We start from the raw sequence: 22,968 nt of genomic DNA on the forward strand, positions 1-22,968 counted from the left end.
ATTTAAATTCAGCCACCCCTGCTAACAGCAATTTTGGCTGTTAGCAGGGGTGGCTTCTTATTAACAGACATCCTTATCTATGAAGTATAAACACCTAATCACGCTCCTAATACTGGCCTGGTTTGTCACTTTTTCAGCCTCTGCCCAGGATGAACTGGAGGCTTACGAGCGCCGGCAGTTTGTGCACGGAAACGATACCCTGCCATACCGCATACTTTACCCGGAAAACTATAAACCCGATCAAAAATATCCGCTGATCCTGGTGCTGCACGGGGCAGGAGAGCGAGGCCGCAATAACGAGTCGCAGTTGGTGCATGGGGCAAAATTGTTTTTAAAGCCGGAGTACCGGCAGCAATACCCAGCCATCGTAGTGTTCCCGCAGTGCCCGCCAGAGGATTACTGGAGCAACGTAAACATCGTGTACAGTGCCGATAGCAGTAGCCGTACCTTCAACTACCGTAAGGGTGGCAGTCCAACCCGATCGCTGAAGGCTGTTATGGAGTTGGTAGAAGAACTTGAAAAATTCGGAAGTATAGACAAGCGCCGGATGTACCTGGGCGGACTTTCGATGGGAGGTATGGGCACCTTTGAATTGCTGCGCCGCAAGCCCGACACGTTTGCAGCTGCCTTCCCGATCTGCGGAGGAGGCCACCCGGCCGGTGCCCGAAAGTATGCAAAGAAGGTTAGCCTCTGGGTATTTCATGGTGAGGAGGATGGTGTCGTACCTGTGGAGAAATCTACGGTAATGGTAGAAGCCATCCGGAAGGCTGGGGGAGATGTGAAGTATACGGTGTACCCTGGCGTTAACCACAACAGCTGGGATTATGCCTTCGCGGAGCCGGAGCTTCTTTCCTGGCTTTTTTCACACCGGAAGTAACCTGCGCCCTTTGCTTCCGAAGCTGCTGCTGGCCTTGATTTTTGCTGTCTTTCCGGCCGATGCAACGAGCGTGCGTATAACCCTAAGCTGCCATTACGGTATATACCTGTACAGTACAGGCACCCTTACTAAAACTTAAGAACTATGTTTTTTAGAAAGAATCATACAGAAACAGGCCCGGATGTGGTTTTGATCGGAGCAGGAATTATGAGCGCTACGCTTGGCATGATGTTGAAAGAACTGCAGCCTGAACTTACGATAGAAATTTTTGAGCGACTGGATGTAGCAGCAGCCGAAAGCTCCGATGCCTGGAACAACGCCGGGACTGGTCATTCTGCCTTCTGCGAACTGAACTATACCCCCGAGCGGGAAGACGGCACGGTGGATACCTCCAAAGCCGTGAAAATTGCGGAGTCCTTTGAAGTGTCCAAACAGTTCTGGGCTTACCTGATTCAGCAGGATCATATCACATTACCCGAGAATTTTATCCGAAGCATTCCGCACATGAGTTTTGTATGGGGCGATAACAACGTTAATTTCCTGAAGAAGCGACACGAGGCGCTTACCAAATGCCACCTGTTCAAAGGAATGGAGTATGCCGAGGATCCGGGGCAGTTGAGGGAATGGATGCCGCTCGTGATGGAGGGCCGTGACCCTGCACAGCCGGTAGCTGCCACACGCATGGAGATCGGTACGGATGTGAACTTCGGAGCACTGACGCGTTGCATGTTCGATCAACTGAAGAAGATGGACGGTGTGACCATCCACTTCAACCACAATGTGCGCAAGCTGCGCCGCATGCCGGATGGACGCTGGCGCATAAAAGTGAAAGAAAGAGCAAGCGGCGATAAACGCAAAGTATACACCCGGTTTGTGTTCATCGGTGCCGGTGGTGGTTCGCTGCCGCTGCTCATGAAGTCGGATATCCCGGAAGGAAAAGGCTACGGCGGTTTCCCAGTAGGCGGGCAGTGGCTCAAGTGCGTGAACCCGGCAGTTATTGAGCAGCACCAGGCCAAAGTATACGGAAAAGCTTCTGTCGGCTCACCGCCCATGTCGGTACCGCACCTCGATACCCGCTTTATCAACGGCAAGAAAGAACTTCTTTTCGGGCCATATGCCGGTTTCTCAACCCGCTTCCTGAAAAACGGATCGTTGCTGGACCTGCCCCTTTCCATCAGTCCGACGAACCTGCGCCCGATGGTGGCAGCCGGTATCAAGAACATCCCGCTCACCGAGTACCTCATCAACCAGGTGCGCCAGTCAGAAGAAGACCGCCTGGCTGCGCTCCGCGATTATTACCCGAATGCAAGGGCCGAAGACTGGCAACTGGAGAATGCGGGACAGCGTGTGCAGGTGATCAAAAAAGACCCGCGGCATGGTGGGGTGCTGGAGTTTGGTACTGAGATGGTGAGTGCTGCCGACGGCTCGCTGGCCGCATTGCTTGGTGCTTCTCCGGGTGCTTCCACGGTGGTTTCCATTATGTTGAGCTTGCTAGAGCGTTGCTTTCCGGATAAGCTGAATTCAGCGGAGTGGCAGGCCAAGATCAAGGAAATGGTGCCTTCCTACGGGCAGTCATTGGGAGAGGACGGGCAACTGCTGGAAGAGGTAAGGGCCTGGACAAGCGAAGTGCTGGGCCTGCGCCACATCGAAATGCTGCGCTAATGCGCTGAGAAGTACAACCAAAGTATAAACCCGCTGCACAGACCAGAATTAGGTCAGGTGAAGCGGGTTTATACTTTACAATGCATGGTGTACTTGCCTGGTTATACTTGCGGATAGATGCCGAAGCGCTTTACAGCACCAACTGTGCATGCAGTTTCTCGAGTGTGGCTGAGGCGTCCAAACACAGGCCCGGATGTACCGGCGACGTCTGCACCACCGTGCTGCGGGTGGCCGTAAGCCAGCGGAAACGCTCGGCTATACCTAGCTGTCCGATCGTTCCGCCTTCTTTGCGGCCCGCACAAATTTTCTCAAACGCACGAAGTCGTTCCTGTAGCTCTTCCAAGTCTACATCACCAGCAAACGCACGAAGCCGTTCCTCGTTCAAAGCAAAACGGGTCTGCAAAAAGCCAAGGCTCCTGCAGTAAAGTATAACCCCGACATTCAGAAACTCTTCGCGCTCCACGCGTGGCACCACGCGGATAACGGCGTACTCAAATAAGTGCTTTTCTTGCATACTGCGCTTCTTTGACAAAAATTTCTGAATGGGCAATTCGTATTTCTAAAAAATGAGCATAAGCCTGCCGGTGTTCCTCGGCTGTTTCAAAAGGCGACTCAGCACCTTTAAGCCACGCGTCCGGGATAACGGACACAATGGATCGGATGAGCTCAGGCGTAAGTATGGCGCGGAATTCGGTATCCACCGTGTCGAGCTCGCCTGCTTTGGAGAGCAGCACGTGGTCTTTGATCTGGGCAAACGGGCGTTTTGCCTGTTCCTCCCAGTTCTGCCACGAGTGATGAAAGTACAGCGAGGCGCCGTGGTCGATTAGCCAGAGTTCCTTGTGCCACATCAGCATGTTGGTGTTGCGGGCGGTGCGGTCTACGTTTATCAGCAGCGAATCAAGCCACACGATTTGCGAAGCAAGCTGTGGGTCGATTGTGGTAACCAGCGCATCGAAGGTAATGGCACCCGAAAGGTAATGCAAGCCTAAATTCATTCCTTCACTGGCCCGAAGCAGGTCCTGTATCTCCTCGTCAGGTTCGGTGCGGCCAAAGGCTTCGTCGAGGTAACTAAAAACGATTTCCGGAACCCGGAAGCCAAGCGCACGTGCAATTTCGCCGCCGATGAGCTCTGCAATAAGCGCCTTTACGCCCTGGCCCGCACCCCGAAACTTGAGTACGTACAAAAACTCATCGTCCGCCTCTACAAGTGCAGGAAGCGAACCGCCCTCACGCAGCGGCGTGACATAGCGGGTAACCTGGACGGATCTGATTTCAGGTGGATTATACTTCATAAGTGCAAAATTCGGAATTTATTTCTCCAATGCCTAATGAGGAGAACTACCTGATACGTGCAGCAATGGTGGTGGGTAATAGATAGAATTGCTGCAGAACGCATTTCAGGAGGATGTGTAACAGCATACTTTATACTTGAAGATCCAATACATAAAGTATAAAGGTCAGTAGAGGGCACTTTTTATACTTTAATAGTATGATTTAATCAAGTGTAAATTATATTTATTATTGTAATCACCGTATAAGGCTCTGAGTTTATGCTCAACCATAGTAAGCAAACTTAAACCCCTGTCTTATGTCTCAAAAACCAACCCGCTTAAAATCTTTACGTTACCCGCTCCTGGTGTTGGGCCTGGGGGTGGCGCTGGCTTCCTGCAGTCAGAAAACTACTGCCCCGGTAGCTGAAACAACGCCCGCAACCGAAACAGCGGAACCCGCCACGCCGGCAACCCCGACCTACAAGGTGCCGGTAGATTATTATACTTTAGACAACGGTCTGAAAGTAGTGCTGTCGCCGGACAAAACCTCGCCGATCGCTACCGTGGCCGTGTATTACAACATCGGTTTCCGGATCGAGCCGAAAGACCGTACCGGCTTTGCGCACCTGTTCGAGCACATGATGTTCCAGGGCTCGGAGAACCTGGGCAAGATGGAGTTCATCCAGCTGGTGCAGAAAAACGGCGGCATCCTGAACGGCAGTACCCGTTTTGATTTTACCAATTATTTCGAGATCGTACCGGCGCATAAACTCGAGACCATGCTTTGGGCCGAGGCCGACCGCATGAAGGGCCTCAACATCACACAGGAGAACCTGACCAATCAACAGGGTGTGGTCAAAAACGAGGTAAAAGTGAACGTGCTCAACCAGCCGTACGGCGGTTTCCCGTGGCTCGACATGCCGCAGTATGCCAACAAGAACTGGTACAATGCCCACAACTTTTACGGCGACCTGAAAGACCTTGATGCCGCCACGTTGGAGGATGTGAAGTCCTTCTTCAAGACCTATTATGCTCCCAATAACGCTGCCCTTGTCGTAGTCGGCGATTTTGAACCGGAGCAGGCAAAAACCTGGATCAAGCAGTACTTCGGCAACCTTCCTTCAGCTACATTACCTCCTAAAGCAGACCTGACGGAGCCGCGCCAGGAGAAGGAACAGCGCTTTACTAAAGATGATAAACTGGCCAACAAACCGGCGCTTGCTTTTGCATACCACATGCCCGAGCGCAACTCACCTGAATATTATGCCATGGGCCTGCTCGACCAGATCCTGCTGCAGGGCAACGACAGCCGCTTGTACCAGGCGCTGGTGCAGGACCGGGGCTACACCGGCTCGGTAGAGGGTGGCATCAACTACCTGGGCAACATGTTCAATTACAACGGTCCAATGCTCTGGATGGGCAACCTCGTGTACGACAAGAATGTGGCAACCGACTCCATCGTTTCTGTATTGGATGAAGAGATACAAAAGCTGCAGCAGAATGGCATTACGCAGGAAGTGCTGGACCTGGCAATTGTAAAAATGCGCTCGTCGCTCTACGATCAGTTAAGCCAGATGTATGGTTTCAGCAAAGCCGACCTGCTGGCCACCTTTGCGCTGTTCGATGATAATCCCGGCCGCATCAACGAACTCGAATCGGAGTTCAGGAAAGTGACACCGGAAGTGATGCAGCGCACCATCCAGGAGTACCTGCGGCCTACCAACCGCACCGTTTTAGTTGTTAACCCTCAGGCAAAGATTTAAAGTATGGCTACGAACAAAATACTCTCCTTGGCGCTAAGCGCTGTGCTGGCCTTCAGCACGACCATTGCCAGCGCGCAGAAACAAACACCTCCGGCAGGTGGGGCACCTAAAGACTTCACGCTGCCGGAAAAACAGGAATTCGAGCTGCCTAATGGCCTTTCAGCTACCATGGTTCCGTTTGGCGAAATTCCGAAGGTAACCGTGCAGATGGTGGTGCAGGCAGGAAATGTGCACGAAACGGAAAAAGAGAATGGCCTGGCTGATATCGTGGGCCACCTGATGGAGGAAGGGACTACTACCCGCTCTGCAAAACAAATTGCCGAGGAAGTGGCACGTATGGGCGGTAATCTGAACATCAGCATAGGCCCGAATCAGACAATTATTTACGGATCAGCGCTAACAGAATATGGCCCGGATCTGGTAAGGCTGATGGCAGATGTGCTGCAGAATCCTTCGTTTCCGGAGTCGGAGCTGGAGCGTATAAAAAATGATTTTAAACGGCAGATGAACCTGGCCCGTTCGCAGCCAGGCACGCAGGCGCAGACAAAATTCCAAAGCCTGTTGTACCCCAACCATCCTTATGGCCGCAACCTTCCTACGGATGCCGAGATCAACAGCTTTAGCCTGGAGCAGGTGCGCAACTTTTACCAACAGCAGTTCGGGGCCGACCGCACAGCAGTATACGTGGCCGGAAGGTACGAAGCAGGTGCCATGGAAGATGCCCTTAAATCTTCGCTCAGCAACTGGGTGAAAGGACCGGAACCTAACATCCCGATTGCCAAGCCGGTTACGAAGAGCACTATGGCTGTCATCGATCGGCCAGGCGCACCTCAGTCAACCATCGTGATCGGTTTGCCGGTTGTGGACCCATCGCACCAGGATTATATCCCTTTAAGAGTGACCAACTCGCTGTTGGGCGGCTCGTTCGGTTCGCGCATCACCCGCAACATACGTGAGAACAAAGGTTATACTTACTCACCGTCCAGCTCCCTGTCGGCACGTTACCGCGTTGGCGATTGGTATGAATTTGCAGACGTTACAACCGAGCATACCGGCAATTCGCTCAAAGAGATCGTAAATGAGATAAACCGACTGGGCAAGGAGCCACCGGCAGCCGATGAACTGGAAGGTATCAAGAACTATGAGGCAGGCCTGTTCGTGCTGCGCAATTCCACGCCGGACGGCATCATCAGCCAGCTCAACTTCCTGGACCTGCACGGGTTGCCTGAAACATTCCTGACAAACCAGGTGCAGAACATTCTTGCGGTTACGCCACAGCAGGTGCAGTCTTTAACCCAGAAGTATATCCGTCCGAAAGATATGACGCTGGTGGTAGTAGGAGATAAAAAGCAGATCGATAAACAGCTGAAGAAGTTTCAGGCAGACCTGAAAAAGACAACGGTGCCGCAATAATCAGGGATCAGTTAGCAGTTATCAGTAAACAGTAATCAATCGTTTTAACAAGTATGGTTACTGTTTACTGATTTACACTACCTGTTCAGGAAGTATAAAGTACAGCTAAAACATTGCTAACGCTCATTCCCTGCATCTTCAAAAACGACCATTTCCTTCCACAGCCGGTCAAACTCCACCAGGTAGGCCGTAACAAGGTCGCGCTGGTTGGTAACGAGCAGGTTTTCGTGGTTATAATTGGCGGCGCTGCGGGTCCAGTTGTAGCTGCCGGTCAGCAGGGCCTCGTTGTCGATGAGGGCGAACTTGTGGTGCATGTGGTTTTGTGTCACGTCTACCCGCGTCTCGATGCCTGCTGCTGCCAGCTCCCGGATATCCGATCCTTTGTCGAAGAGCTTTTCGTTATCGGTCAGGAGCTTTACCTCAATTCCGGATGCATGTGCCTGTTTTATAGCAGCCGTGATGCGGTCGTCGCTGATGGTAAACACGCAGATCTTGAGCGAGTACTCGGCAGTTGTGATGCTGTCGAGTATGGCGTTGAGGCAGTCGTTGCCCGGGCTGAAGCAGGCACGGTTGATTTGTTTGTTTAGTTCTTTCAAAGGAAGAGAGATTATGTTCAGGGAATATACGCTTACGGTCTATTGCTGCAAGGCCAGTTCCGGACGGGCGCAGTGCTTTTAAAGGTATTGTGCTGAACCCACTTCCACCCGGAATCCGGCCATACTTACAGCAGTTTTGCCCGTAGAGTACTTACCGACGCTTTAACAGGAAAACCGGCACCAGGAGCGGAGGGAAGCAGGCTTACCTATTATACCTTGTAGCAGACCGCGTTGATGTTCATACCGGCACCCACGGAAGCAAACAGGATAATATCACCCTGGTTGAGCTCGTGCTTCTCGTCGCGGCCTTTGCGCACAATGTCGTACAGGGTAGGTACGGTGGCAACAGAGCTATTGCCCAGGTAGTGGATGCTCATCGGCATAATGTCTTCCGGAATATCGCGTCTGCCATAGAGCTTGTAGAGCGCCTGGATCATACCCTCGTCCATTTTCTCGTTGGCCTGGTGGATGAACACTTTTTTTACGTCGCTGATGTCCACGCCGCACTTGTCGAGGCAGGCCTTCATGGCTTCCGGCACGAGTTTGATGGCATACTCGTATACCTTACGGCCTTTCATTTTGATGTAGCGCACGCGCGGGTCACCGTCCGGCATGTACGACTTGTTCATGTTGATGTAATACGCCTCGTCCACGCTGTGGCTTAAGGCACAACTGGCCAGTATGCCGCTGCCTCCGTCGGGTATCTCCTGGTATTCCAGTACTGAGGCACCGGCCCCGTCGCTGAAGATCATGCTATCGCGGTCATACAGGTCAATTACGCGCGAGAGGGTTTCTGCACCGATTACGAGCGCCTTCCTGGCCATACCGGCTTTAAAGAAAGCATCTGCCTGAATCATGCCCTGCACCCACCCCGGACAGCCGAACAGAATATCGTAGGCTACGCAGTGCGGGCTTTTTATTTTGAGATTATGCTTTACGCGGCTTGCCAGAGCAGGTACGGCATCAGATTGTATCGTTCCCTCGATGACATTGCCAAAGTTATGCGCCACGATGATCATGTCCAGTGTCTCCGGATCGATGCCACTGTCGCGGATGGCTTCTTCGGCTGCCAGCGTGGCAATATCGGAGGTGGTGAGGTGCGGGGCTACATAGCGGCGTTCGGCAATACCGGTTATCTTCTTAAACTTCTCCACCACCACCTGGGGGCAAACATTGATCGGGTTGTTGTCTTCGGTGTAAAAATTATGTTCGGTAAAATCCTGGTTGGTTTTGACCTCGGTAGGGATGTAACTGCCTGTTCCTGTAATAACGGTTTGCCGCATGATGTCTGGGTGCTAAATTGAAAGATAGTAAAGAGCCTGGTGTGAAATCACTTCTTCAACCATCAATATATTGAGTATGAAAATACATATCAAGTGAAAAGCGTAAGTATATGTTTATACACCAGTTTTATGATATCCCTTGTTAGCACAAGATAATAATGCAGGGCTCTCAGGTGGTATAGCTGCCGATCACTTTTGCCAGCTCCTGCAAAAACAGGTGAATATGATAGCCATCCGCCAGTGCGTGATGCAGGCCGATGCTGATAGGAAGATATACCTGTTCACCACGCATTTCAATTTTTCCATACCCGATCTTCGGCACGCCCGGGTCCTGCCGGTTCGCAGCGGAAGCATGCTCCATCCCTTTAAAAGTAAACCAGGGCAAGGAAGTCATGTGCAACAGGTCATTGCCCTGGTAGCCGTTAAACAACTTCCTGCTCTTTTTTACTTCTGCTATAACCTGTGCGCCGTTCCCGCAAAAATCTTCCAGCTTTTCTATAAAAGGAAAGTGGGTGAAGGCAATCTGCATGTCATCTTTTAGGATGGTCGTAGACATGTCCAGTCCGCTGTAGCGGATCACCTGGCCGTTCTCAATGCGTAGCAGGAAGTTCCCGGTGTTGCGGGCAGCCTGGGTGGTAGCATGCATATAGCCAAGCGACACCGGCAGGCCCTGCCGCTTACAATAACGGTAAAGCGGCGTGATGTCTGCTTCGGTATGAACATTAAAAAAAGGCTGTGTGAAGGTGCTGAAAAAGCGATATGTCTCCTCCCGTTCCCAGCCTTCGATAGGTATAATTTCTTTGGTGTAGCGTGTCTGCATAAGTATAAAAGCAGGTATAACCTGTAGCCAGCCTGTACGTGGCGGCTTTGAGGCGGCAAAGATAGTTGATTGTTGCAACTTAATTTTTCGCTCAGGCAAGTGTCATATATGCTTTGTTATAGATATTTTATTATATTTAAAGCAGATAATACATTTTGTACCACCTTTGCCTATGAACGAACTTCTACAAGCTGCTATTTCTTCCGTTAACATCATTCCCACCGCCCTTTTGGTCTTTGTGCTGCTGTATTGGGTGGCGGTCATCTTTGGCTTCCTGGACCTCGATTTCTTTGATGTAGAGGTGGAGACCGGAGTAGATGCGGATGGCGTTTCTTCTGTTTCCTGGCTTAACTCCGTGCTGGCTTTCTTCAACCTGGGCAAGGTGCCGTTCATGGTGTTTCTGACTTTTCTGGCGCTTCCGTTCTGGGTAATTTCTATACTTGCCAACTACTACCTGAACAGCAATTACGAGCTGCTGGGTTTGCTATACTTACTGCCTTCTTTTTTGGCGGCGCTTTTTGTGTCCAGGTTCCTCACCATGCCTTTTATCAGGCTTTTTGCCGCTATGGAAAAAGAGCACGAACCTGCTGCCAGCATCATTGGCCAGCTGTGTACCGTTACGCTGCCGGCTAACCCTACCGAGCTGGGACAGGCTGCCATTAAGACCTCGGGTGCTCCGCTTTTGCTGAACGTGAAAACCACCGAAGGCGCTGCCGTGCAGAAAGGCGAGACCGCGCTCGTAGTCGAGTACAATGCTGAAAACAAATTTTACCTCATACAACCTTACCAAACCATTTAATTCACATGCTAGCATCTTTATCCTGGTCTATCGTCATCATCATGGCGGTAGTCGTGATTGGCTTGATTGCCATTGTTGTCAAAATGTACCAGAAGGCTATCCAGGGCGAGGCGCTGGTGCGTACCGGTCTGGGCGATACGAAAGTGTCCTTCTCAGGTATCTTCGTGATCCCGATCATCCACAAACTGGAGGTCATGGACATCACCCTCAAAACGATTGTGATCTCCAGAACAGGTTCCGAAGGCCTGATCTGTAAGGATAACCTGCGTGCCGATATCAAGGTGAACTTCTTTCTGCGCGTAAACAAAACGCCGGAAGACGTGATCCAGGTAGCACAGTCGATTGGCTGTAAGCGTGCATCCGACCACTCGGCACTGGAAAGCCTCTTCGATGCCAAATTCTCTGAGGCCCTGAAGACCGTAGGCAAGCATTTCGACTTTGTGGACCTGTACCAGAGCCGCGACGACTTCAAGCGCCAGATCCTGCAGACCATTGGCACCGACCTGAACGGCTACATCCTCGACGACTGCGCCATCGATTACCTGGAGCAGACGCCTATCCAGAACCTGAATGAGAACAACATCCTCGACGCCGAAGGTATCAAGAAGATCATCGACCTGACCGCCAAGCAGAAGATACAGGCCAACCTGATCGAGCGCGAGAAGCAGAAGACCATCAAGAAGCAGGACGTAGAGGCGCAGGAGACCATCCTGGAGCTTGAGAAGCAATTGGCCGAAAACGAAGAAAAGCAGAAGCGTGAGATTGCTAACATCAAGTCGCGTGAGTTTGCCGAGATGGAGAAAGTACGTCACGAAGAGCGCCTGAAGGCCGAGAAGGCAAGAATTGCCACGGACGAGGAAGTGAAGATCGCCGAGCAGAACAAAGATCGCCAGATCCTGGTGGCCGAGCGCAGCAAACAGCGTACCGACGCCATCGAAACAGAGCGCGTAGAGCAGGCAAGGTTACTGGAGGCTAATGAGAAAGAGCGTATCGTGTCGCTGGCGCAGATCGAGAAGGAGAAAGCCATCGAAGAAGAGCGCAAAAACATACAGGGTATCATCCGTGAGCGCGTGACCGTGGAGAAAGCCGTAGTGGAAGAGGAAGAGAAGATCAAGGACACCAAGGCTTTTGCTGAGGCAGAACGAACGAAGGCTGTTGCAATTAAGAATGCGGAGCGTGAAGCGGAAGAATCACTGGTAAAAGAAATTAAAAGTGCTGAGGCAGCGCGTCAGGCAGCGGAGTTCCGTGCCAAGCAAATGCTGATTGATGCCGAGGCAGAGCAGGTGTCTTCGAACAACCGGGCGCAGGCCATCAAGACCATGGCAGAGGCTGAGGCAGCACAAGCGGCAGCGATCGGTTTGTCCGAGGCACAGGTGATGGAGGCCAAAGCCCATGCCCGTCAGAAAGAAGGGGAAGCGGAGGCGCTGGTGATCAAAGCCAAAGCCAACGCACAGGCCGAAGCCGACGAGAAACTGGGTATGGTAACCGCCAAAGTGACCAAAGAGAAAGGTATAGCCGAAGCGACTGTGGTAGAGAACATGGCATCAGCCGAGGAGAAGCGTGGTCTGGCAGAGGCCCGTGTGATCGGAGAGAAGTTCACGGTAGACGCCAAAGGTATAGAGGAGAAAGCGGAAGCCATGCGCAAACTCGATGGCGTGGGCAAAGAGCACGAGGAGTTCAAGTTGCGCCTGGAGAAAGACAAAGCCATCGAACTGGCCCAGATCAACATCCAGAAGGATATTGCCGGTGCCCAGGCCGAGGTGATCTCCGAGGCCCTGAAGGCAGCGAAGATCGACATCGTGGGCGGCGAGACCATGTTCTTCGACCAGATCGTGGGCTCCATCACCAAAGGCAAGCAGGTGGACCGACTGGTAAGCAACAGTGAAGTGCTGAACACCGTGAAGGATACCTTCTTCCAGCCAAATGGCGACGGCCACGTGGATTTCCGCGAGAACCTGCAGCGCTTCGTTAATCAGTTCGGTTTGAAAACAGAAGATGTGCGTAACCTGAGCGTATCAGCCCTACTTTTCAAGATGATGCAGAGCGGCACGGATGAAAGCACGCTGAATACCCTGAAGCAGCTGACCTCTACGGCCACTGCCATGGGGATTGCGGACAAGCCGTTCATTTCCCTGAACTAACCTCACCCCAAACCCCTCTCCTAAGAACAGGAGAGGGGTTTTTTATACTTGCGCCAGCCATTAGTACAGAATAAGCTATGGAAACAGTTAAGGTTGGAATAGTGTAGTTGGAAGTGATTTAAAATAATATTTACAGTGACTCTAAAGATTTTAGGAATATCGTCACTAGGTAGTTGTAATTGCCAAGATAAAAAAGACTCAGTAATGGATGATATGCTCAAATTTTTTGAAGATTTTCAAAACAGAACTATCTACAAAAAACTGACACCGGAGATATTAAAAGATATACCTAATGACCAGTTAGAGCAAACGATTTACGATAACATCTATGAAATCATTGGATACGACTATGAAAATGAATTCCAAAATGTCCAGAAATTAACAAAAGGACAACAGGCATTTGTATCCACTTGGTTAGTAGAGGTAGAAGTCAACAATGGAGGGTTCAATCAGTTCTACTTCAATTCCAGCGGACAGTACGCATATATGGCGGTTGATGGATTTGAAACTGTTGGTGCTTTAAAGTTTGCTGAACTTATGAAAGAAGCAAATAAAATATACGCCTCTATCAAAAGCGATCTCGAAAAATTTGATGATAGCACGCTGGAGAGCTTTAGCGAATCCTACAAAGAAAACCCTCTAAATAACCTCGATGACCAATTTTATGATCAAGACAAAGCAGAGCCTTTGTGGAAATTTAGAGTGAAGTATATTAGAGAGAATATTGATCAATTTATTACGAAGTAAAACTACTGTTGTCAGTTAGGCATAGTTATACCTCGCCAAGTGAGCACATAAGCACACAGACTTTTACCCATCATTAATTCCTAATCCTCCACCCACATGGAAGATACCAATACCGCTACTACCACAGCTGCCGAGAACGTGCAGTTGGAGGGGGGCACTTATGAAATCTTACGGAACCGTCTGCAGAAGAGCGGGGCAGAACTGCGTACGCAACTGGAGCAGCTAAACCAGGAGCGGAAGAGCGTGTTCGGAGCGATCGAGACGAAGCTGATCACCACCGAGCGCATTACCACCGAGAACAACTGCGTGCCTTGGGACATGGTGCCCGTGGGCTATACCTTGCTCTTTGGCTACAACGTATACCTGGGCCTGAAGTCGGAGGTGGAGCTGTCGGATGTGTTTGGCGTCTATACCTACGAGGGCCACAGCTTCCACCAACAGCCGCTCGATTTGCTGCAGGACAAGACCTTTAAGGACGACTTTCAGAAGCTCTACAAATACTACAAGAACACCCAGTTCGTCAAGTTTGCGCACATCGGCAACTACCTGTACATGGTGTTCCGGGTGGGCAAGGGCGTCAACGATATAAAGACCTTTAAGTGGTTGCTCAAAGGCGACACGATCACCTACATCGACAACCGCAGCGACCACGAGTATGTGTTCCCCAACCAGCACGATTTCAGCTGGAAGCGCACCACCCGCGAGGCACAGCGCAAAGGCAAACACCCGCACGTGTCCATCGAGGACAAGGTGTTCGTGGAGACGGTCGGTGGTGACCTCACCATCAAGGTAGAGGACAACACCGACTCGGGGCGTGGTATTTACTCGGAAGAGGTGGAGGACAAGGACCAGACGCTCGACGACTCGGAGATTTACTACGCCGTGGTGGGCAACATCATCGTCCTGAAGATACGTCCCTACCGCGAGAACAACTACCGCTACTTCGTCTACAATGTGAAGCTGCAGGAGGCCCGCCGCATTGACGCGCTGGAGCACAGTTGTGTGCTGTTGCCGGACGGGCAGGGCATTATCTACGCCTATGGGTATTACCTGCAGACGGGCGAGTTCAAGCAATTTGACAACAACCTGCAGGACATGCTGTTTGAGAAGCGCATCACTTCCCCGAACGGCGAGGATTTCCTGTATGTGTTCTACAACAAGGAGTCGGGCATCTACCAGTTGCTGTCCTATAACCTGATCACGCAGCAAATCGAGACTCCGATTATCTGCCACGGCTACGCCATTTACGAGAACGGCGAGTTGTGCTATTTCCGGGCCGACGAAGAGGCGCAGAAGCACCATGCCATCCAGATCTGGCAGACGCCTTACATCGGGCCGAACTTTGTGATACCGGTTACGCAGGAGTCCTACCTCTACAAGATCGGCAACAAGGACATTGTGCGGGCCATGGCCGAGAGCAACGAGGTGCTGTCTCTCTTGCACAAGGACGATTCCTATGCCAACCTATACCTCGACCTGATCAAGAAAACCACCGATGTACTGGATTCTTACCACTGGCTGAACCGGGCGGAGACCTACAATCTGGCGGGGCCGGTTGCGGCGATCCGGCAGACGGCCACGGCGGCGGTGGAGGAGTACGAGAAGGTGCTCAGCATTAAGAAAAATACGCAGGCACAGATAGGTCAGGTGCTGGGGCAGGCCGATACGCTGATCCAGACGCTGAAGCACAAGAAGGCCGAGAGCATCAACGACTATGTGAAGTATCTGGCCGATTTGCGGGGTATACGCGGCGAGGTGATCTCGCTGAAGGAGCTGCGCTATACCGACCTGCCGACCATTGAAAAATACGAAGCGCAGCTGCAGCAATTTGCGCAGGATACCGCCAACGGAGCCGTAGAATTCCTGTTGCAGCCGAACGCGCTGGCGCCTTACGAGAAGAAGGTAAAGGAGATCAACACCGCCATTGTAGGTATAGCCAAAGTGGTGGAAGCCGACGCAACCGACAAGGAAATTGCGGCGGTGTCATCGGAACTGGAAATGCTGATCGATGTGGTGAGCAACCTCAAGATCGAAGACGCCACCCAGACCACCCGCATCATCGATACGATCTCGGCTATTTACGCCACCTTCAACCAGACCAAAGCCACCCTGCGCCGCAAGCGTAAAGAGTTGTTGAGTCAGGAAGGCAAGGCTGAATTCAACTCCCAGATCAAGCTGATCAGCCAGAGTGTGGTCAACTACCTCGACGTGTCGGACTCGCCGCAGAAGTGCGAAGAGTACCTGGCCAAGCTGATGGTACAGTTGGAGGAACTCGAGGGCCGCTTCCCAGATTTTGACGAGTTCATTGAGCAGCTCACGGTCAAGCGGGAGGAGATCTACAGCGCTTTTGAATCGAAGAAAGTGCAGCTGCAGGAAGCGCAGAACAAGCGTGCCAACAGCCTGCAACAGGCAGCAGACCGCATCCTGAAAGCGGTGCAGAACCGGGCCAGCAAGCTGACTTCGGTGAGCGAGATCAACGGCTACTTCGCCTCTGATCTGATGATCGAGAAGGTGCGGAGCACGGTGGAGGAGTTGCTCAAGATCGGTGATACGGTAAAAGCCGATACCATCCAGAGTCGCCTCAAAACCCTGAAGGAAGACGCCGTGCGCCAGCTGAAGGACAAGCAGGAGCTGTTTGTGGACGGCGCCAACATCCTGAAGTTTGGCAAGCACCAGTTCACGGTCAACACCCAACCGCTGGAGCTGAGCGTAGTGCACCGCGATGACGCCATGTATTATCACCTCACCGGCACCAGTTTTTTCGAGAAGATCACCGATGACCAGTTTCTGAGCTACCGCCCCGTATGGGAGCAGACGCTGGTATCGGAGAACCATCAGGTATACCGTGCCGAGTATCTGGCTTTTAAAGTGCTGGAAGCAGCGCAGGATAAAGGTATAGCCACGCAGCAAAACGAGAACAGCCTGCGCTACCTGAGCATCGACGAACTGCACAAGCTCACCGAGGCCGAGCTGACCGACTACATGAACAAGTTCATGGCCGCGCGCTTCAACGAGGGCTACATGAAAGGCGTGCATGACCACGACGCGGCTCTGATCTTAGGTGCACTGATCCGCTTGATTAAAACGGCCGACTTGCTTCGCTATACCTCCACAGACAGGGCTTGCGCGCAGCTGTACTGGAAGGTGTTCGCACCAGAGTTGAAAAAGAAAGTGCTCCAACATCAACTTCAAGGTATAAGCGCCATCCTGCAGGTCTTCCCCGACACGCACGAGTTTGACGACGTAAAAGCAGATCTGCAGCAGGAGCTCTATATTTTCCAGCAAGAGACCGGGCTGTGCAAAGAAGCCGGTACAGCCGAGGCAGGCGCGTACCTGTTCTACGAATTAACAAGAGGCAACACCTTTGTGATCGACAGCCAGGCTGATGTTTTGTACAACGGCTTTAAAAACTTTCTGACAGAGCGGCGTGTGCTGGAGCGTTTTAAGGAATCAGTAAAAGCGCTGCAGGGGAATATGGCGCACCAATTCGAGCTGATACAGCACTGGCTGAAGGCCTACATCGCGCAGGCCGGGCAGCACGACAAAACCGAATTTGTGGCCGAGGTGGCGGTACTGTTGCTTACCGATAGCTATAACACGCAGCAGGTAGTGCACACGGTGCTGAAGGAGAGTCTACAAGGTATGCAGGGCGCACACCAGCAGGTGCAGGGCCAGCAATACCAGCTGCACTACCACGGCTTCATGCGCCGCCTCCGCAACTATACTTCCAGCACGGCTACGGCCTTTACAGCTTTCACGGAGCTTAAAAAGAACCTGACGCAGCAGGCCGAGCAACAGCTTCGCCTGAACGAATTCAAGCCGCGGGTGCTGTCTTCGTTTGTGCGCAACAAACTGATCGACCAGGTATACCTGCCGCTGATTGGCGCCAATCTGGCCAAGCAGATCGGCACGGCAGGGGAGGCCAAACGCACCGACCTGATGGGCATGCTTTTGCTGATCTCACCTCCGGGCTATGGCAAGACCACCATCATGGAGTACATCGCCAACCGCCTGGGCATTATTTTCATGAAGATCAACGGTCCCGCTATCGGGCACCAGGTCACGGCGCTGGACCCGAAAGAGGCACCTAATGCCGCTGCTCGTGAGGAGCTGGAGAAGCTGAACCTGTCCTTTGAGATGGGCGATAACGTGATGATCTACCTTGACGACATCCAGCACTGTAATCCCGAGTTTTTGCAGAAGTTCATCTCCCTTTGCGACGCGCAGCGTAAGATCGAAGGCGTGTACAAAGGCCGCAGCAAGACTTATGATTTCCGTGGCAAAAAGGTATGTGTAGTAATGGCCGGTAACCCCTATACCGAAACAGGCGAGAAGTTCCGCATTCCGGACATGCTCGCCAACCGCGCCGACATCTACAACCTCGGCGACATCATCGACGACACCGAAGACGTGTTCAAACTGAGCTACATTGAAAACTCCCTCACCTTCAACACTGTGCTGGCCAAGCTGGCGGCGAAGAGTCAGAAAGACATTTATGCACTCATCCATCTGGCCGAAACAGGCAACAGCGAAGGGCTGGAGTTTGAGGGCAACCACTCGGCAGCCGAACTCAACGAGTATGTGCTGGTGCTGAAGAAATTGCTTAAGATCCAGGACGTGATCCTGAAAGTGAACCTGGAGTATATCCGCTCGGCGGCGCAGGCTGACGAGTACCGCACCGAGCCGGCCTTTAAGCTGCAGGGCTCTTACCGCAACATGAACAAGCTGGCTGAGAAGGTCATGCCAATTATGAACGACCAGGAACTGCAAACGCTCATCCTGTCACACTACGAGGCCGAGTCGCAGACGCTCACTTCCGGTGCCGAAGCCAACATGCTCAAATTCAAGCAGCTCATCGGCATCATGACCGAGGCTGAGGCACAGCGCTGGGAAGACATCAAAGCCACCTTCGTGCGCAACAACAAGCTCAAAGGCTTCGGCGGCAACAACCAGGTAGGGCAGGTACTCACTCAAATGGAAAACATATCCAGCGGACTTGAAGGTATAAAACAGGTGCTAAGCCAATTCAAGCCAAGCAGGCTGGAAGCGGCGGAGGAGATTTAAAGTATAGCTGAAAGTATAAAAAGCCCCTGCAAGTATAAACCAGCAGGGGCTTTTTATACTTTCGTGATTTTCAGCTTTATACTTACCTCAGGAATTTAACGGAAAGTAAGATAACATACATCCAGGAGGAGTAGAGCAAGGTATAACCAAGGCCGTAGAAAGCAGCCTTTGAGAACCTGCCTCTGCACCTTGGGCTGTTCTTTAGCACCAGCCGTACGGCTCTGAAGAAGACCCAGTACAGCATAGCCGCTAGCAACAGAACAAAGGCCCAGATCACTGTTTCGAATAAGAACAGGAAGGCAATAAACGCAAGGGTTACTGCTATCCAGGCAAAAACAGCTGCTGCAAATTCATCTGCGCCATCTCCAAGATCTAAATCAGGTAACATACTTCCTTTACCTCCTGATTTTCCAGCTATATCAGGTACATCCGCTACGGCCTCCGTGGCCGTATTATTCAGCCATTTTATTTTCCTGGTAAGATCTCCAACATCATCCTTTAACTTTATGCCATAGTAAAGGCTAGAGGTCAGGAAGCCAAAGAATATAGTACAAAGTATAGAGAGTGAAATGGTAGCGTTATCCAGAATACTTCTGCTGGAGGTAAATCCCGTCAGGTAAACTGTAAGGATCGTGCCGGTCATGATCAGTAGGGCGCTGATGAAGATCCATTTAGCAGGTATAAGCTTAATCCCGGGCCTTGGCAGAGTTGGCATCATCAGGCAAATCAAGAGTCAGAAAAGAGGAAATTATGCTGATGAATATACTGAATCTTATATATTATTGAAAGTATAAATGAGATAAAAGTGAAAGAACAAAAAAGGCTGGATCTTTACCAGAGCCAGCCTTTTATTATCCTTTGTGTTATACTTTAAAATCCCGTTTCGTCGGCGCTTGGGCCGTAGCTGCCGGGTATTGGAATATCGAGGAGGCGGAGGTACACGCCCAGTTGGGCACGGTGGTGGATGATCTGCGACAGCGCCATCCGGATCACTTCGGCTTTGGTATAGGTGTTATAGATCTGGTCGCCATTCCGTAATACCCATGGTTGTTCCAGCTGATCTTCTGTGGCTCGGGCTAATCCGGATTTGCCATCGGCATACGTCCTCTCAAAATAAGCTACCAGTTCTTTGGTGTTGGCAATTTTCTCTGGCTGGTAAGGGTTTTGCGCAAAGTCCAGCTCGTCGGTGGTGAGCGCCATACTTACCCAGGAAGGCAGCTCCGCCACGTGCGTTACCAGGCGGATCATGGTCATACTTTTCTGGTGAGGTTGCCAGTCATACTTGTCGTCAGGTACACGCTCCAGCATTTTACGGGTAGTCTGGGCTTCCTGCTCCAGCTCTTTTGAGAACATTTCGATTACCGTCATAGTTTTAAGCTTTAGTTTAAGACAAAGAAACCAGGACCCACTGACAACCCTATGGCAGTGTAACTTTGTATGACAAAATTTTTTCAGTGATCTATACTCAGTTTATTTTTTCACCAGAGGAGGTATAGAAATGTATGGCCTCTTAAAATGACTGTCTTTGTGCCTCTGCATCAGCTAAGTTATTTCTGCGGCGCAAAAGTTTGCCTATACTCCTGATCGAAAGCAGGGCAACTATGCCACCAACGGCAATAGTTTTCACCAGATTCTGCGGATCGTGTATCGAACGGAACCTGGTTTGTCCGTCTTTGATTTCGATGTATCCAACTGGCTTGATGGCCACACCGCCACCGCCTCCTGTTCCTTCTTCGCCGGCTTTGCTGCCTGTACCTCCACCGAACCCATACATGGCCTTAGCGGCTGGTATAACAGTTACCCCACCTCGCTCCACTGGCTCACCATAAATAGTGGCAGCATTTGCTGAAATACCTAATCTTTGTGCCAGCTGCTCAATAAAGGAAGCTCTTTTGTTACTTTCCTGCATGTCCATCTTGCCTGTTTTTTTATATGGTTTTACTTTCAAATCATCAACGCTTCTCTACATTTCAGGAGAAAACCTTTTTGATAAGCTCAAAATTTAATTAGTACTATTTAAATATTTTGTACGAATAAAGATGTTCAACGTGTACGAAAAGCTACGAAGAGATAGGTATGGGAGGAGAAATCGCTGTCAATCAACTAAAGTAACAAGTGAAAAGTGGGGGAGGTGCTGTTGTATACTTGCTTTGGTTGTTCCTGCGCGTGGAGTAACCTGAATTTATACTTGATGTAACATGATTAAAGCTAAAGAACGTGCACGTATGTTCAGGATGTTTCCCTTCTTTGCAGCAAGTGCTTTATTTATATAAACGAACTAATACTCCACCGGCAGTAGCTTCATATACTCGCTCAACTCGACGTGATCAGTCTTTGTAAAGGGCTTGTCTGTACTCCTGATCTTCAGGATACGCGACACCCGGAAGTCGCGGTACTCTTTCCGCAGGTGGCACCAGGCGATCAGGTGCCAGTTTAAGGCATAGAAAACAAGGCCGATCGGCTCTACCAGCCGTGCGCTCACTTCCTCTTTGTTGTTCTTGTAAGCAAGCTCCAGCATCACTTTCGTAGAAATGGCATTCTGGAGCGTTGCCAGGTAATCGGAGTTCAGTTGAAAGCAAGCGGGAATTTGTAACCGGATGTTGCTTGTGAGCGCCTCCAGCTTTTCCTTCTGCGAAGTTTTTAAAACGTTCTTTACTTTGGTCAGGGCGTTGGAGTAATGCGTCTGTATGGACTTGTCCGCAAATCCATAAACCATGGCTTCCATCAGGAGCAGTGCATTTGCCTCTTCCGAGCTAAAGGAAACGGGCGGCAGGAAATACCCCTGCACAATAAAGTAGCCTTTGTGCTGCTCAAAACTCACCGGAATGCCCTGCTCTCCCAGCGCTTTCACATCGCGGTACACGGTGCGCACGCTTATCCCGAACTTCTCAGCGATCTGCTCTGCCGTTACATACTTCTTCGACTGCAGCAAGGCCATAATACCAAACAAGCGGTCAATTCTGTTCATACTTTCATCTTTCAGGTAAGAAGGCGGCCATAGCTTTAATACGGGCGCCGACGGAATCACGAGAGGTAATCGAAAAGATTCCGTCCGAAAGCCGGCTTTTATACTGTGTGCTTACTTGCTGGAAGCTCCTCTTCGGTCAGAACCCTGTTTTTTCGTTTGGTAAACCACCAGTACATCGGGATGCCGGTTAGCATCAGGACCATGCCGATGGCTGCCTCGCGGGGACGTACTGCAATGGTGTTCACGAACAGGGCGGCGCAGAAAAGAACCATGATGCCCGGTATCACAGGGTAGCCCCATACTTTGTAGGGACGTGGCGCGTCCGGCATTTTTCGCCGCAGCACAAACACGCCAAAGGTGGTAGCCCCATAGAAAATAAATACCGCAAAAATGATCATGTCCGTAAGCTGATCGAAGGTGCCGGAAAGCACCAGCAGGCACGCCCAAATGCATTGGTACAGCAGTGAGCTCGCCGGCGCCTGACGCTCGTTAAGCTCAGCAGCTTTCTGGAAAAACATACCTTCGCGCGCCATGGCAAAGTATGTGCGGGAACTGGCAAGTATCGTTGCATTGGTACAGCCCAGCGTCGTTACCAGGATCAGGACCGAAATGAACAGGCTGCCGTAGTACCCCCAGAAGCTTTTAACAGCCTCTACGGCCGCAATCTTATTACCTGCCTCGTGTACCTGTACCAGTTCAGGTATGGGCAACAAAGACAGGTACGTCATGTTAACCAGGATGTAAATAGCTATAACCGTTACGACACCAAAGGCGATACCCCGCGGAATATTGCGATGGGCATCTTTGATCTCACCGCCTAGGTAACCAATCGCAGCCCAGCCCTGGTAAGCCCAGAAGGCCGAAAGCATGGCTGCGAAAACAGCGCTGAAAGTTACCGGGGTAGAAGTTGAGGTGGTCATAACAAAGCTTTTTGCTATGTTGCCGTGGCTACTGGCAAGGCCGGAAATAACAATGGTAGCAATACCAGCAAAGACCAGCAGCAGAATAGCCGTGCTCAGCCCTGCCCCTGTTTTAACTCCTTTTGCATTTACCCAAGTGAGTAAAATAATAAGCAGGATGGCCGTCAGCTTTACGTTAAAATCAGCGAAGGGAAAAAAGACGCCGCCGATGGAAAAATCTGCCAGGGAACTGAGAACAGGGGGCAGAGGCACGATGCTTTGGAACGATTGCGCAAAAACATAAGCCAGCGATGAAATGGCCGCTGTTTGTATGACCGTGAACAAAGACCAGCCAAAGATAAAAGCAAAAAAGCGGTTGTAGATGCGCTTGTAGTACGCGTATTCGCCGCCCGTATCGGCCAGCAGGCCCGCGACCTCAGCATTGCACAAAGCCCCAAATAACGAGATAATGCCTGCCAGCAGCCAGCACAGGAGCACCCATCCGGGCGACTGAAGCTCTGCAGCCATAGGCGCAACTTTCTTGTAAACGCCTGAACCTATGATGTTCCCGATAACTACCACGATGACGAGGCGTAAACCTAATGACCTGTTGAGTTGGCTGCTTTTACTCATAAAACAATGCGACGGTGGTTAATAAATTGATG

Annotated in this window: 18 protein-coding genes; 8 read left to right on the forward strand and 10 right to left on the reverse strand. The window is 51.2% G+C overall.

Translation table 11 applies throughout. The features are described from left to right. Positions 1–79: 79 nt before the first annotated feature. Complete coding sequence (locus MJ611_RS08150) at positions 80–877, forward strand: carboxylesterase family protein (RefSeq protein ID WP_250429178.1); 798 nt, start codon at positions 80–82, stop codon at positions 875–877. Positions 878–1,021: 144 nt separating this feature from the next. After that, on the forward strand, positions 1,022–2,539 hold the full coding sequence (locus MJ611_RS08155; RefSeq protein ID WP_250429179.1) for a malate:quinone oxidoreductase: 1,518 nt from the start codon (positions 1,022–1,024) through the stop codon (positions 2,537–2,539). Between the two features lie 130 nt (positions 2,540–2,669). Here the strand turns inward: MJ611_RS08155 and MJ611_RS08160 are convergent, their stop codons facing one another. Both MJ611_RS08160 and MJ611_RS08165 read right to left on the reverse strand, forming a co-directional pair. Then, positions 2,670–3,053: a DUF3037 domain-containing protein gene (locus tag MJ611_RS08160; RefSeq protein ID WP_250429180.1), complete on the reverse strand. Its 384-nt coding sequence runs from the start codon at positions 3,051–3,053 to the stop codon at positions 2,670–2,672. Further along, the gene (locus MJ611_RS08165) at positions 3,031–3,831 is read right to left on the reverse strand and encodes a HipA family kinase (RefSeq protein WP_250429181.1); all 801 of its coding nucleotides are present in this window, start codon (positions 3,829–3,831) and stop codon (positions 3,031–3,033) included. The genes MJ611_RS08160 and MJ611_RS08165 overlap by 23 nt, the downstream gene beginning before the upstream one ends. Positions 3,832–4,127: 296 nt before the next feature. On the opposite strand from MJ611_RS08165, the gene MJ611_RS08170 reads away from it, so the two are divergent. Together MJ611_RS08170 and MJ611_RS08175 are read left to right on the forward strand one after the other, a co-directional pair. After that, positions 4,128–5,573, forward strand: coding sequence for a M16 family metallopeptidase (locus MJ611_RS08170; RefSeq protein WP_250429182.1), 1,446 nt, complete (start codon positions 4,128–4,130; stop codon positions 5,571–5,573). A gap of 3 nt (positions 5,574–5,576) precedes the next feature. Beyond that, entirely contained in the window at positions 5,577–6,986 is a 1,410-nt protein-coding gene (locus MJ611_RS08175; RefSeq protein WP_250429183.1) for a M16 family metallopeptidase, read from the forward strand. 116 nt (positions 6,987–7,102) lie between these two features. Here MJ611_RS08175 and MJ611_RS08180 read toward each other — a convergent pair whose 3' ends face one another. The 3 genes from MJ611_RS08180 to MJ611_RS08190 form a co-directional block, all read right to left on the reverse strand. Next, positions 7,103–7,582 (reverse strand): phospholipase D-like domain-containing protein, encoded by a 480-nt coding sequence (locus MJ611_RS08180; protein WP_250429184.1) that lies wholly within the window; start codon positions 7,580–7,582, stop codon positions 7,103–7,105. A 209-nt stretch (positions 7,583–7,791) separates the two neighbouring features. Beyond that, complete coding sequence (locus MJ611_RS08185; protein WP_250429185.1) at positions 7,792–8,865, reverse strand: 3-oxoacyl-ACP synthase III family protein; 1,074 nt, start codon at positions 8,863–8,865, stop codon at positions 7,792–7,794. A 169-nt stretch (positions 8,866–9,034) separates the two neighbouring features. After that, positions 9,035–9,685, reverse strand: coding sequence for a CatA-like O-acetyltransferase (locus MJ611_RS08190; protein ID WP_250429186.1), 651 nt, complete (start codon positions 9,683–9,685; stop codon positions 9,035–9,037). Between the two features lie 172 nt (positions 9,686–9,857). Here MJ611_RS08190 and MJ611_RS08195 point away from each other — a divergent pair, with 172 nt between their 5' ends. The 4 genes from MJ611_RS08195 (at position 9,858) to MJ611_RS08210 (ending at position 18,436) form a co-directional block, all read left to right on the forward strand. Next, a complete protein-coding gene (locus tag MJ611_RS08195) occupies positions 9,858–10,484 on the forward strand; it encodes an OB-fold-containig protein (RefSeq protein ID WP_250429187.1) in 627 nt (208 codons plus the stop codon). A gap of 5 nt (positions 10,485–10,489) precedes the next feature. Continuing rightward, positions 10,490–12,625, forward strand: coding sequence for a flotillin family protein (locus MJ611_RS08200; RefSeq protein WP_250429188.1), 2,136 nt, complete (start codon positions 10,490–10,492; stop codon positions 12,623–12,625). Positions 12,626–12,829: 204 nt separating this feature from the next. Continuing rightward, complete coding sequence (locus MJ611_RS08205; RefSeq protein WP_250429189.1) at positions 12,830–13,372, forward strand: DMP19 family protein; 543 nt, start codon at positions 12,830–12,832, stop codon at positions 13,370–13,372. A gap of 96 nt (positions 13,373–13,468) precedes the next feature. Further along, positions 13,469–18,436 carry a DNA repair ATPase gene (locus MJ611_RS08210; protein ID WP_250429190.1) on the forward strand — a complete coding sequence of 1,656 codons (4,968 nt, stop codon included), beginning with the start codon at positions 13,469–13,471 and terminating at the stop codon, positions 18,434–18,436. Between the two features lie 82 nt (positions 18,437–18,518). Here the strand turns inward: MJ611_RS08210 and MJ611_RS08215 are convergent, their stop codons facing one another. The 5 genes from MJ611_RS08215 to MJ611_RS08235 form a co-directional block, all read right to left on the reverse strand. After that, positions 18,519–19,154 (reverse strand): hypothetical protein, encoded by a 636-nt coding sequence (locus MJ611_RS08215; protein ID WP_250429191.1) that lies wholly within the window; start codon positions 19,152–19,154, stop codon positions 18,519–18,521. A 152-nt stretch (positions 19,155–19,306) separates the two neighbouring features. After that, positions 19,307–19,804 (reverse strand): DinB family protein, encoded by a 498-nt coding sequence (locus MJ611_RS08220; protein ID WP_250429192.1) that lies wholly within the window; start codon positions 19,802–19,804, stop codon positions 19,307–19,309. Positions 19,805–19,946: 142 nt separating this feature from the next. Next, the gene (locus tag MJ611_RS08225; protein WP_250429193.1) at positions 19,947–20,384 is read right to left on the reverse strand and encodes a GerW family sporulation protein; all 438 of its coding nucleotides are present in this window, start codon (positions 20,382–20,384) and stop codon (positions 19,947–19,949) included. A gap of 330 nt (positions 20,385–20,714) precedes the next feature. Continuing rightward, positions 20,715–21,404, reverse strand: coding sequence for a helix-turn-helix transcriptional regulator (locus MJ611_RS08230; protein ID WP_250429194.1), 690 nt, complete (start codon positions 21,402–21,404; stop codon positions 20,715–20,717). A 98-nt stretch (positions 21,405–21,502) separates the two neighbouring features. Further along, positions 21,503–22,936 carry an APC family permease gene (locus MJ611_RS08235; RefSeq protein ID WP_250429195.1) on the reverse strand — a complete coding sequence of 478 codons (1,434 nt, stop codon included), beginning with the start codon at positions 22,934–22,936 and terminating at the stop codon, positions 21,503–21,505. Between the last annotated feature and the right edge of the window lie 32 nt (positions 22,937–22,968).

It is taken from the genome of Pontibacter ruber, from assembly GCF_023630205.1.
GTDB lineage: Bacteria > Bacteroidota > Bacteroidia > Cytophagales > Hymenobacteraceae > Pontibacter > Pontibacter ruber.

What these genes read in the sequence shown, in the direction of transcription:
- MJ611_RS08150 (WP_250429178.1), top strand. Translation starts at nt 80, where the DNA reads ATGAAGTATAAACACCTAATCACGCTCCTAATACTGGCCTGGTTTGTC.
- MJ611_RS08155 (WP_250429179.1), top strand. Translation starts at nt 1,022, where the DNA reads ATGTTTTTTAGAAAGAATCATACAGAAACAGGCCCGGATGTGGTTTTG.
- MJ611_RS08160 (WP_250429180.1), bottom strand. Translation starts at nt 3,053, where the DNA reads ATGCAAGAAAAGCACTTATTTGAGTACGCCGTTATCCGCGTGGTGCCA.
- MJ611_RS08165 (WP_250429181.1), bottom strand. Translation starts at nt 3,831, where the DNA reads ATGAAGTATAATCCACCTGAAATCAGATCCGTCCAGGTTACCCGCTAT.
- MJ611_RS08170 (WP_250429182.1), top strand. Translation starts at nt 4,128, where the DNA reads ATGTCTCAAAAACCAACCCGCTTAAAATCTTTACGTTACCCGCTCCTG.
- MJ611_RS08175 (WP_250429183.1), top strand. Translation starts at nt 5,577, where the DNA reads ATGGCTACGAACAAAATACTCTCCTTGGCGCTAAGCGCTGTGCTGGCC.
- MJ611_RS08185 (WP_250429185.1), bottom strand. Translation starts at nt 8,865, where the DNA reads ATGCGGCAAACCGTTATTACAGGAACAGGCAGTTACATCCCTACCGAG.
- MJ611_RS08190 (WP_250429186.1), bottom strand. Translation starts at nt 9,685, where the DNA reads ATGCAGACACGCTACACCAAAGAAATTATACCTATCGAAGGCTGGGAA.
- MJ611_RS08195 (WP_250429187.1), top strand. Translation starts at nt 9,858, where the DNA reads ATGAACGAACTTCTACAAGCTGCTATTTCTTCCGTTAACATCATTCCC.
- MJ611_RS08200 (WP_250429188.1), top strand. Translation starts at nt 10,490, where the DNA reads ATGCTAGCATCTTTATCCTGGTCTATCGTCATCATCATGGCGGTAGTC.
- MJ611_RS08205 (WP_250429189.1), top strand. Translation starts at nt 12,830, where the DNA reads ATGGATGATATGCTCAAATTTTTTGAAGATTTTCAAAACAGAACTATC.
- MJ611_RS08210 (WP_250429190.1), top strand. Translation starts at nt 13,469, where the DNA reads ATGGAAGATACCAATACCGCTACTACCACAGCTGCCGAGAACGTGCAG.
- MJ611_RS08215 (WP_250429191.1), bottom strand. Translation starts at nt 19,154, where the DNA reads ATGATGCCAACTCTGCCAAGGCCCGGGATTAAGCTTATACCTGCTAAA.
- MJ611_RS08220 (WP_250429192.1), bottom strand. Translation starts at nt 19,804, where the DNA reads ATGACGGTAATCGAAATGTTCTCAAAAGAGCTGGAGCAGGAAGCCCAG.
- MJ611_RS08230 (WP_250429194.1), bottom strand. Translation starts at nt 21,404, where the DNA reads ATGAACAGAATTGACCGCTTGTTTGGTATTATGGCCTTGCTGCAGTCG.
- MJ611_RS08235 (WP_250429195.1), bottom strand. Translation starts at nt 22,936, where the DNA reads ATGAGTAAAAGCAGCCAACTCAACAGGTCATTAGGTTTACGCCTCGTC.